The organism is Streptomyces sp. NPDC048185 (assembly GCF_043202495.1).
Classification (GTDB): Bacteria; Actinomycetota; Actinomycetes; order Streptomycetales; family Streptomycetaceae; genus Streptomyces.
In genome coordinates, this window is the sequence record NZ_JBIDAN010000003.1 from 126,530 (window position 1) to 137,861 (window position 11,332).

Annotated in this window: 6 protein-coding genes; all 6 read left to right on the forward strand. The window is 75.3% G+C overall.

All coding sequences use genetic code 11. The annotated features are described in order from the left end of the window. Positions 1–17 precede the first annotated feature (17 nt). Complete coding sequence (locus ACGF3H_RS11120; RefSeq protein WP_362485963.1) at positions 18–878, forward strand: hypothetical protein; 861 nt, start codon at positions 18–20, stop codon at positions 876–878. Further along, positions 875–3,472, forward strand: a complete 2,598-nt coding sequence (locus ACGF3H_RS11125; RefSeq protein WP_362485965.1) for a hypothetical protein — start codon at positions 875–877, stop codon at positions 3,470–3,472. Before ACGF3H_RS11120 ends, ACGF3H_RS11125 begins: the two co-directional genes overlap by 4 nt. Beyond that, the gene (locus tag ACGF3H_RS11130; RefSeq protein WP_362485967.1) at positions 3,465–4,520 is read left to right on the forward strand and encodes a hypothetical protein; all 1,056 of its coding nucleotides are present in this window, start codon (positions 3,465–3,467) and stop codon (positions 4,518–4,520) included. The genes ACGF3H_RS11125 and ACGF3H_RS11130 overlap by 8 nt, the downstream gene beginning before the upstream one ends. Beyond that, positions 4,517–5,098 (forward strand): Pycsar system effector family protein, encoded by a 582-nt coding sequence (locus ACGF3H_RS11135; RefSeq protein WP_362485969.1) that lies wholly within the window; start codon positions 4,517–4,519, stop codon positions 5,096–5,098. Before ACGF3H_RS11130 ends, ACGF3H_RS11135 begins: the two co-directional genes overlap by 4 nt. A gap of 98 nt (positions 5,099–5,196) precedes the next feature. After that, positions 5,197–7,551 carry a VWA domain-containing protein gene (locus tag ACGF3H_RS11140; protein ID WP_362485971.1) on the forward strand — a complete coding sequence of 785 codons (2,355 nt, stop codon included), beginning with the start codon at positions 5,197–5,199 and terminating at the stop codon, positions 7,549–7,551. Between the two features lie 120 nt (positions 7,552–7,671). Then, positions 7,672–11,332, forward strand: a 3,661-nt coding sequence (locus ACGF3H_RS11145; RefSeq protein ID WP_393816476.1) for a tubulin-like doman-containing protein, incomplete at its 3' end; no start/stop codon positions are given.

The following is an 11,332-nucleotide window of genomic DNA, read 5'->3' on the forward strand; positions in this document are numbered from 1 at the left end:
GCCAGCAGGGGGCACGGGTGAACGACGACGCCATGGATCTCACCGAGGCACGCTACGAGTTGGTGATCAGCGTCGACGCCAGACGTTCCGGCGAGTACGACGACGTCGACAAGCCGCGTATGCGCGAGCGGATCTACCGCGTGCTGGAGACGGCGTTCGCGCACGCCAGGGTGGCCCGGGACGCCGTGCACATGGAGGACCGCGGCGACGGCGTGCTGCTGGCGGTGGCCGGCCGGATCGCGGTGACCCGGCTGCTCGGTCTGTGGCTGGTCGAGGTGCACGAGATGCTGCGGGACGAGAACCGGGCCCTGCGGGTGCCGCTCGGCCTGCGGATCGGCATGCACGTGGGCCCGGTCCGCCACGACGCCCGGGGCATCAGCGGACGCGCCGTCGACCTCGCCTGCCGGCTCGCCGACTCCCCCGTCGCCCGGCGGCTGCTGGACGCCGAGAAGGCCGACCTGGTGCTGGTCGCCTCCGACTCGTTGTACGAGGACGTGATCAGCGGCGGCGGCAAGTTCATCGAGGCCGCGCGCTACGCGTCGGCGCGGCTGAAGCTGAAGGAGGGCGAGGTCACCGCCTGGTTCCACCTTCCGGGGCGGGCCGCCCCGGAGATCCCGGCCGAGCCGGCCGCGTCGGAACCGGCGGCTGCGGGCGGTCCGGCCGCCGCGGGCGGTCCGGTGCCGGACGGCGGGGCGAGCGCCTTCGCGGACGGCAGCGACGACCGGGACGAGGAGGGCGGCCTCGGCTCCGGGGCGGCGGGCGTCCGCTACACCGTCCACGGTGACATGTCGCAGCACCACGACAACGTGTACCAGCAGCCCGTGCACATCGGCCGGATCACCGACGGCGCCCGTTCCCGGAAGGGGGGCGGCGAGTGAGCGAGGACCAGGACGGGGCCCGCGAGGCCGAGGACGCCCGCACGCCGGGGGCGGGCGGGAGGGCCCGGGACAAGGGGCGGAACGACGACCGGGCCAAGGCACCCCGGGGGGCCGGCGCCGGGGACGGGGACCGGGCGGGGAAGAGGGACCGGGCCGGGGAGAAGGACGGGGACCGGGCCGGGACGAGGGACCGGGCCGGCGACGGGGACCGGGCCGGGGACGGCGAGGGGGCCGGCGGGGACGCCGCCGAGCAGGAGCGGCAGGAGCAGGAGCGGGAGGAGCAGGAGCGGGAACGGGAGCGCGCCGCCGGGCGGTTCCGGGAGCACACCCGTGACCCGCTCGCCGAGGAGCAGGGCGAGGACGCGCCCACCGACCTCGCCGCCGCCGCTCGGGCGCGGCGCGCCACCCGCATGCTGTTCGACGCGGGGCGGGACCTGAACACCTTCGACCGCTCCTACTTCGCCAGCGCCCACATCGGCGACATCCACCTGCGGATGGACGCCCGCCGGTCCGGTTCGGCGCTGCGCGGCGGGCCGGTGCCCGAGGAGGAGCTGCGCAGGCTGCGCCGGGTCCACGTGGAGCCCGACGGCTACGTGCGGCTGCGGGAGGCGCTCACCGCCCGCCGGCTGCTGGTGCTGGGGGCCGCGCCGGGCACCGGGCGCACCAGCACCGCGCTCTCCCTGCTCGACGAGGTCACCGGCCCGGCCGACGGCACCGGCCCGGGGGCTGCGGCCCGGGTGCGGCGGGTGGACACGGCCGGCGAGACCCGGCGGCTGGCCGGCTGCCTGGGGGACGGGAGCGAGGAGGCGGGGGACTTCTCCGGCTACCTGCTGGAACTTTCCCTCACCCGGCCCGGCGCGCCCGTGCCCGACGAGATGGACCTCGACGAGCTCGCCGCCGCCCTGGCCCGCCGGGAGGCCTTCGCCGTGGTCGTCGTGCCGCTCGGCTCGGCGGCCGACCCCATGCTCGGCGGGCGGTACGGAGCGCTGTGCCCGCCCGCGCCCACCGAGGAGCTGCTCACCACCCGGCTGCGGGAGCTACTGGAGGAACACACGGCCGAGGCCGGGGACGACGCCGGGCGCACGGCCGGCCTGCTCGCCGACGCGAAGGCCCTGTGGTCCCGGCCCGAGGTCAGGGACGCCGTCGGACTGGACGACCTGCGCCCCGCCGAGGCCGAGGTGCTCGCCTCCCTGCTGGCCGGGCACGTGCGGGGGGACCTCGGCTACGGGCAGTTGCTGTCGGACTGCCGCAGCCTCGCCGCCCGTCAGGCGCAGGAGTGGTTCGCCGGGGTGGACCGGGCACTGGCGGCACCGGCCGGGGACGAGCCGGACGGCGAACGGCAGGGGACGGCGAGCCTGTTCCACCCGGTGGCGTTCCGGATCGCCCTGGCGGTCCTGGGCGGCGCGTCGCACAGCGCCGTGGCCGCCGCCGCCCACCTGCTGACCTGGGAACTCTCCGTACAGGCCGACCCCGACCGCACCCCCGCCCGCCCGCTGTTCTGCGACGACCCGCGCTCCGACCTCGCCCTCTCCCGGGCCAGGACCGACGACGGCCGGGTCGAGGTGGCCGGTGCCGAGGTCCCCTCCCGGCTGATCTGGTACCGGGGGCCGGCCCTGCCGTCCGCGGTGCTCAGCGAACTGTGGGACCGGCACTTCGCCGCCCGGGCCCCGGTGGTGCGGTGGCTGCGGCAACTGGCCGACGACCCGCGCTCGCCGGTGTGGATGCGGGCCGCGGTCGCCGCGGGGGAGCTGTGCATACGGGACTTCGACCACGGCTACGCGGAGCTGATCCGTCCGCTCGCCGAAGCGGTCACCCCCCGGCGCCGGGTCTTCGCGGCCACCGCCCTGGACCAGGCCGCCGGTCACGCATCGCACCGCCGCGCCGTGCACAAGGTGGTCGGCGACTGGAGCCGGTACGGCACCAAGGCGCTGCGCTGGACGGCCGCCATGGCGCTGGGTTACGGCAACTGCGCGGCCACGACCGGCGACACGCTGGACGCGCTGGCCCGGATCGCGGTCCGCGACGAGGGCGACCAGCTCGCCGTCGCCTCCTTCAACGTCGTACGGCTGCTGGCGCTCCCCGACGCGGCGGCCGTGCTGCGGCGGATGGCCGAGTGGACCCACCACAAGCGCGAGGTCCACCAGGACCTCGGGCTGGTGACCACCGTGCGGCTCGCGGTGACGACGGTGGACGAGGTGCTGGCCGACGACTCCGGCTCACCGCTGGGCGACCGCGGCGACTGGCCGCTGCCGCTCGCCCTCGCCGCCGCCCGGCCCGAACTCGTGCACTCCATGGCCGACCTGCTGTGGACCGCGCTGAACACGCCGCGCTCGAGGGAGGTGGCGACCGACGCGCTGGAGACGCTGCTGCGCTCGGCCGTGCGCCGTGACGGCGGCGAGTGGGCCCGGCCGGGGCTCGCGGCGCTGCTGCCCGCGCTGACCACCGAGGAGCACGACCGGCGGCGGCTGGACTGGCTGCTGCGCCGAATGATGAACGATCCGGAGGATCCGCTCCCCGACGCGCAGGCGCGCTCCCTGTGGTGGCTCGCCGTCGCGGCACGGGACCGGACGCGCGAGGAGGCAAGGCATGGCTGAGGACGTGCACGCGGCGGAGGCGGCCGGGGAGCCGGGCACGGGCCCCGCGGGCCCCTTCCTGCGGGAGTACCCGCCGACCGGGGGGCATCCGCAGGTGAGCGCCCAGCGGGCCTCGGTGCTGTTCTACCGCAACGGCGGGTACAGCGTGGTCACCGTCTCCGGCACCCGGCACGTCGACAAGCGGGCGCTGGCCCGGCCGTACAACGTCTGCGAGATCGCGCTCGGGACGTACCAGACGCGGCTGCGGATGGACCTCCCGGCCGCCGGCGGCACGACCTTCTTCAAGGCCGAGGTGGACATCCACTGGTCCGTGACCGACCCCCACCTGGCCGCCGTCGAGGTCGTGACCGACGTGGGACGGCGGCTCACCGCGCCGGTCCTCGAGCGGCTGCGCGAGGTCACCTCGACGTACCGGGTGACCGAGGCCGAGCAGGCGGACCGGGCCCTGACCCGGGAGTGCGCGGGCGGCCGCTGGGACAGCCTGGGCGCCGAACTCGGGCTGCGGGTGCGGCTGTACGTACGGCTGCGGGTGGACGACCGGACCATCGAGCACTCCGCCGAGATCCGCGACGCGCGGGCCTCGGCGGAACTGACCGGGGTGCGGCAGGACGCCTTCCGGACCATGCTGCGCGGCGGCGACCTGGAGCAGCTCAGCTTCATGCTGGCGGCCGACCCCGAGCGGGCCAAGGACTTCCTGGAGCAGATCCGCCAGGAGGGCCGGCAGGACGAACGGGAGCGCGTGGAGCGGCTGTTCGACATGGTCGCCAGCGGTCAGATCCAGTCCAACGACGTGGAGACCCAGGCCCTGAACCTCCTCAACCAGGGCCGTGGCCGCCCGATCCAGGGGCCCATCGGCTCGGTGCCCGCCCGCCGGGAGACCGCCCGGCTGGAACCGGCCCGCCCCGAGCCGTTCACCCCGGACTGGGTGGCGGAGGAACCGCCGTACCGGGCCGGGCCCGGGGCGGACGAGGACGCCGAGGACCTGCCGCCGCGCGCCCGCAGACGCTCGCGCGACGGCGGCTGGGACTGGGCGGAGGAGGACCGGTGACCGCCACGGGCGGGGAACCGGCCACCGGGACCGCCGAGGGCGGGCGGCGTGCCTCCCCCGAACCGGCCGGGCCAGAGCCGCACGGGGGTCGGCCCAGCCCGGACCGGTCGGGGGAGCGCATCGCCGAGTTGCTGCTGACCACGGTCCGCGAGGACCTGGGCCGGGCCGACTCCAAGGCGGCCGTGCTGCTGTCGGGGACGCTGGCGCTGCCGGCGTTCCTGCTCGGCTGGCACGGCGCTCCCGGCTGGCGGGGCCCGGTCGACGTGATGCTGGCGCTCGCCGGGCTGCTCTGGGTGGTCGCGGTGGCCGCGCTGGTCGCGGCGCTCATGCCGCGCACCGGCACGGTCCGCGGCCGGGACGGGGTGACGTACTTCGGTGACCTGGTGGCCTCCCGCGACCTCGCGTGGCTGTACGCCCGGATCACCGAGGCCGGGCGGGACCCCGCCGAGTGGCTGCTCGTCCAGGCCGTGGACGTCAGCTCGATCCTGACCGCCAAGTACCGGGCCATCCGCTGGGGGATGGGCGCGCTCGCCCTCGCCGCGGCGCTGGCCCTGGTCTGGGGCCTGACCGCGCGCTGACGGCCCGGCGGGCGGGCCCGCGCCCACCGCCGCCACCGACGCGGCGACCACCGCACACACCACCACGCAGAGAAGTACCGAGAACCAAGGGGACGGCCGTGCAGAGAACCTGGGGAATACGGCGGACGGGGAGAGGCCGGGCGCGGCGCGCCGCGGTCGTGGTGCTGGGCGGCACCGCGGTGCTCGTGTCCCTGCTGACACCCTCCGGCAGGGATCCGGTGCCGGTGGCGGACTCCGCGCCCGCCTTTCCGTCGGTCAACTACGCCGTCGCCGTGGACGAGTCGGCCAGTCTCGCACCGGAGGACATGAAGGCCGAGAAGGCCGCCGCCGCCCGCATCGCCCTGGGCGACGTCTCCTCGTCCTCCCACGTCACCGTCTTCGGGTTCGCCGCCGCCGAGTCCGCCGGCCAGCGCGCGGTCGACCCGGTGTGCCCGCGCACCACCCTGGACGCGGCCGGACGCAAGACGATCGGCGCCTGCGTGGACAGGCTGAGCGCCCGCGAGAAGAGCGAGGGCACCGGCACCGACTTCCCGACCGCGATACGTCAGGGAGTGCACGACCTCACCACCGGCACCGACCCGTCGGAGCCGCGCGTGCTGTTCGTCCTCACCGACGGCAAGATGGACGTCACCGACAGCGAGAAGTACGGCGACCCCGCACACCGCGCGGCCGAGGGCGAGCGGCAGCTCACCAAGGAACTGGCCAACGCCCGCGCGCAGAACGTGCAGATCTGGCCGCTCGGCTTCGGCGACGAACCCGACAAGGAGCAGCTCGACCGGATGGCGGCGGGCGGCTACCGGAAGGGCTGCGTGAACCTGCCCTCGGCCGGCCCGAAGGCGCAGAAGGTGTCCGGCGCCGGGGACGTCGGCACGGCACTGGAGAAGATCTTCGCCGCCGCCCACTGCCTGCGCCACGAGGAGGGGCCCAGCAAGAAGCCGCCGGCCACCCTGGAGATCGGTATCTCGCCGCTGGCGACCGTCGGCAGCATCGTCGTCGACAAGGGCGACCCCGAGGTGCGGATCACCTACCTCGACCCCAGCGGCCAGGAGGTCCCCACCAGCGGTGACCGCCGCGGCTCCCACTTCGAACTGGCGGGCGGCGACGGCCCCGTGGAGGCGCTGAAGATCACCGACCCGCTGCCCGGCACCTGGCGGGTGAAGGCCGAGGCCCCGGAGGGGCACCGCTCGCTGCCCGTCGCGGTGAGCGTGCTGTGGCAGGGCGAGCTGGGCGGCGCCATCACCATGGACCCGCCCTCGCCGCGGCCCGGCGAGAAGGTCACGGTGACGATGCGGCTGCACACCCGCGAGGGCTACCAGATCAAGGACCCCGAGGACTACGCGGGGCTGCGCGTCAGCAGCGAGCTGACCGGCGACGGATTCCCGGCGCAGGCCGTGTCCCTCGCCGACGACGGCAAGGGCGCCGACCCGAAGGCCGACGACGGTTCCTTCAGCGGCACGGTGACCATCCCCCAGGGCGCCGACGGAGCGCTGAAGGTGGACGGCACCCTGACCGCGTCCGGGCTGCGGGCGGACACCCGCAGCGAGCTCGGCGAGATCGCGCCCGGCGAGCTGCCCGTCACCACCGCGCTGGAACTGCCCGACGGCGACACCCACCCCGGCGGCAGCGTCACCGGCACCCTCACCGTCCGCAACAACAGCGAGGAACGGCACACCCTGCGGCTGTCCGTGGCCGACGTGCGCCCCGAGCTGCTGTCGGTCGGCCCGGCCGAGATCCAGCTCGCGCCCGGCGAGTCCGGCACCCGGAAGGTGAAGATCACGGTCGCCCCCGCCAACGTCTTCGGCGACCGGCTCGGCGACGACGGACTGCGCCTGTCGGGCACCGTCACGGTCGCCGACGCCGGCGACGACGACCGGACACTGGTCCGTACACCGCTGTCCGTGCAGGTCACCCCGGAGCCCGGCTTCTGGGAGAAGTACTGGTGGGCGGTGGTCGCGGGCGCGGCAGTGCTCGTCCTGGCCGCCGTCGCGGTGCTCGCCTGGATGCGGCAGCGCCGCGCCCGCAGGGACCCGCACGGCCTAGTGCTGCGCCTGGTCTCCGCGGACGGCGAGGCCGTGGGCACCGACCACGTCGCCGGACACGGGCACAAGCAGTGGTACGAGTTCTCCCTCGCCGAGCCGCACCGCGCCCCGCGCATCGAGCGCCGGACCCACGGCGAGTACGCCGTCCAACGCAACCCCGAGGGCGGAGCGGTGCTGCGCCGGCGCGGCGGCGGGCGGACGCCGCTGCCCGTGCGCGGGCAGGTTTCGCTCAACGACACGGTGAGCCTGGCCCTCGGCGAGGAGACCCGCGGCCCCCGCAACCGCAGGCCGTCGGCCTCGGCCCGCGGCGGGGCGGCCACCGGCGCCGGGGCCGGGCCGGCCTCCGGTTCCCGGTCCGGGGCGGCGTCCGGCGAGAGAGACGGCACGGGCGGCGCCTACGACTCGTACATGTGACGCGCGGGGCGGGCACGTCACCTCCGCGCCCGCCCCGCCCACCACGCGCCCCACGCGCACCCCACGTACGAACCGAGCACGAACCAGCGGCCCGCGACGGCCGCCAGCGGGGAGGAACCCATGAAGATCTTCCAGCCGATGCTCTTCGTCGGCCTGGGCGGCACCGGCGGCCTGGTCGGCGCCGAGCTGGAGCGCAGACTGCGCGCCGAACTGTGCGGCCCGGACGGCCTGGCGCTCACCGGGCTGAACGGCTACGCGCCCTACCAGCTTCCCGACGGCCTTCAGTTCGTGTACGCGGACTACAGCGAAGGCGACCTGCAGCGACTGCCGCAGTTCAACGTGGACCCGTCCCTGCGGGCCGCGTACGCCCGCACCTCGCGGGCCACCCACAACCTGCTGCCGAACTTCGACGCCTCGCCCGAGGTCACGAAGATGCTCCGGGCGAGCATGCGCGAGGAGGTCGCCGACTGGCTGCCGCCGCGCATCGACGAGCCCAAGGTCACCCCGCTGCACAACGGCGCCGGCCAGTTGCCCACCGTCGGGCGCGCGGCGCTGTTCGCCACCCTCCGGCACGGACTCGCACCGGTCCTCGAACCCCTGCTCCAGGCGATCGACGCGATCGCCAAGGCGGCCGGCGGGCTCAGCGAGTTCGGCGGGGGCAAGACCAACGGCTGCGACGTGTTCGTCGCCTTCTCGGTGGCCGGCGGCACCGGCGCCGGGATCTTCCTGGACTACCTGCACCTGATCAACCACGCGTTCCAGCTGCGTCGCTTCGACGGGGTGAAGATCTACCCGCTGGTCGTGATGCCGTCGTCGTTCTCGGCGGCCTCCGGCGGCGGGCGCGAGGCGGACCTCAACGCCGCCCGCGCGCTGGTGGACCTGTTCCGCCTGGTCGACGGGCAGAACGCGCCGACCGAGGGCGCGGAGATCGGCGACCTCGACCACGACGCCGGGATGGGCATCCGCTACCCCGGCACCATGCCGATCCGGCTGCGCACCGGCATCCTGCCGACGGCGTTCCTGTTCAGCCCGACGGCCGGCATCCGCGCGGACGACCTGCGCCGCTCCATCGTGTCCCTGGTGATGTCGCTGATCGGCACCGAACTCGGCGACGGCCGGTCCCAGGGCCGCACGATGGCGGCCGACGACGACTACCAGACCTTCGCCGCCAGCTTCATCAACCGCGGCGTGCACCGCAGCGCCCTGTCCCCCACCGGCATCGGGAGGCAGGGCGTCTCCACCAGCCTGGTCGCCTCCATGACCGCGCCCATGGACCAGCTGGCCGACCTGGTGGCCGGCCGGCTGCTGCGGGAGGCCGTCACCGACCTCGTCGAGCGGCCGCGCGCGGTGCTGCGGGACAGTACGGTGCCGATGATCCGTCAGCTCTTCGCCGACTCCCATCTGGAGGAGCTCTGGGAACGCCGACAGCTGGACGTGCCCGAGCCGGATCCGCTGCCGCGCGGCGGCAGGAACATCGAACAGGCCCTGGGCGAACGGATCTCGGACATGCAGCGGCTGCTGTCCGACCTGCGGATGGACGCCGAACGCCAGGCCGCCCTGATGGCCGACCGGTTCGCCCCGCGCCCCGCCATCGACAAGCTGCTCCAGACCGTGGACCCCTTCCTCGCCGAGCGGGTCGTCCGTGGCGTCCCGGACAGCGACGACCCGATCACCCGGCTCGGGTTCCTCGGCATGCTGGACAGCCGCTCCCGCGCCCCGCAGCGGCCGCCCGGCGTCACCGAGCAGCCGCCCAAGGCACCGCGGATCAAGGGCCGTCTGGCCGGCATGTCCCCGGCCCGCTGGGGCGACGAGGACGTCCAGGCCGCCGTCCAGGAGCAGGACGACTGGTACCGGTGGCGCTGCCGGACGGTGTGGCACGAGGCGTGGCGCGACCAGCAGCAGCACTGGCAGCCGCAGGCGGACACGGCCGGAGCCGACCTCGGACGCCTGGTGAACGCCTTCCGCAGGCACAGCGACCAGGAGCGCAAGATCTCCGCGCAGAAGGGCCTCGAACTGTACGAGGACCGCACGGGCATCTCGTACCTGCTGCCGCCGCAGCGCACCCTCAACCACTTCTACGAGGACGTCGTGACGCGGCTGATCCGCCGGGAGGGCCTGCGCGAGACCGACGACGAGGCCGCGCTGCTGCTCCGCCTGGTCGGCGGTGACACCTGGCGCACGGTCCACGCGGTCAGCCGGCGCAACCCCGAGGGCGCGGTGGCGACCGTCAAGGCACTGCTGGAAGGGCGCATCACGCGGCTGTTCGCGGAGAGCGGCGAACGCCTGGAGGAGCGCCCGCTGCTGCCGGCCATGAGCACGCTGCTGGCCGCCGCGGCGGGTGACGCGAGCGCCACCGACCAGGTCAGCAAGGAGGCGCTCGACCTGTTCGGGCGCAAGCTGACCGGGCTGCTGCCGGTCGGCTTCACGCCGGAGGGGACCGGGCCCCTGCGGGCGCTGGTGACGTACCCGCGGGTGCAGGCGGTGGAGGAGGTGCAGGAGTACCTCGGCAAGGCGCTGCGGCTGCCGTCCGACGCGAAGAACTCCGTGGAGTACCGGGGGGTGGAGAGCGACTCGGTCACCGTCGTCCTCTTCCGCAGCGAGATGAGCCTGACCCAGGTGCCCGAGGCCCGCAAGGTGCTGCGTCAGTGGGCCCGGGCGAAGGACTCCGAGCAGGCCCACGACGTGCTGCGCTGGCGCCAGCGGCTCGGCTTCCGGGACAGCTGGATGGTCAGCAGCGAGGACGACCGCCGCACCATCCTGCACCGGCTGTTGTGCTGCATGTGGAACGGCCAGGTGGACGTGGTGGACGGCGACCCGACATCGCCGGCCCGGATCCGGCTGCGGCTCTTCCCCGAGGAGGGGGCGCATGTCCCGGGCGTCCGGCTGCGGCTCGGGGACTTCCCCGGCGGCGTGTCGAGCTGGGCGGAGCTGCTGCGCTCGTACGAGCGGTGGACGGTCCTCGACGACGAGCGGACCGTGGAGGACTACTGCCGCGAGCTGATGGGGGCGCAGCCGGCCGGGCTGGCACGGGCGGGCAGCGACCCGCACCCCCTCTTCGTCGAGCTGGTCGAGAAGATCGCCCCGCGCCAGCTCGAACTGCTCGCGGACCGCCGGGAGCGCGGCGGTGAGCGGGTCGAGGGCTGGGTCCGGCCGCTGTGGGAGTTCTGGGCGGAGACGCTGCCGGCCGCGCTGGACACCGAGTTCGGCGACCAGCGCGCCGTCCAGCCGACGCTGCGCACGCTGCTGGAGCACGTCCGCTTCGGCACGGTGCGGCCCCGCGCCTCCGACGGCATGCCGGGGCCTCGCCGCGCCGCCCACGATGACGACGACTGGGGCACGGCCCCGCGCGAGACGTTCGCCGCCTACCGCACGGAGGACGGCGGGCAGCGGCGCGGCTCGACGCCGGACGACCTCGGCCGGCGCCCGCGCCGGGCGGCCGCGGACGACCACGGGACGGGGCGGGCGGGGGCCGGTGGGCGGGACGACCGCGCCGACCGCACCGACTCCTACGGTGGCGGTCGCGGCGAGCGGTCGTGGCGCGGGGCGTCGGACGACCACGAGGCGGCCCGCCGCACATCCCCGGACGACTACGGCACCGGACGCGGGTCCGCCGACGACCACGATCCCCACGGCACCGGACGCGGCGAGCGACCGCGGCGCGGACCGGCGGACGACTACGACACCGGGCCCCGACGCACGCCTGCCGACGGCGCCCGCCGCACGCCCGCCGACGACTACGCCACCCAGCCGCGTCGCGCACCCGCCGACGACTACGACACCG

Bases quoted from the DNA above. Each gene is read 5' to 3' on its own strand.
- ACGF3H_RS11130 (WP_362485967.1), top strand. From the start codon at position 3,465: ATGGCTGAGGACGTGCACGCGGCGGAGGCGGCCGGGGAGCCGGGCACG.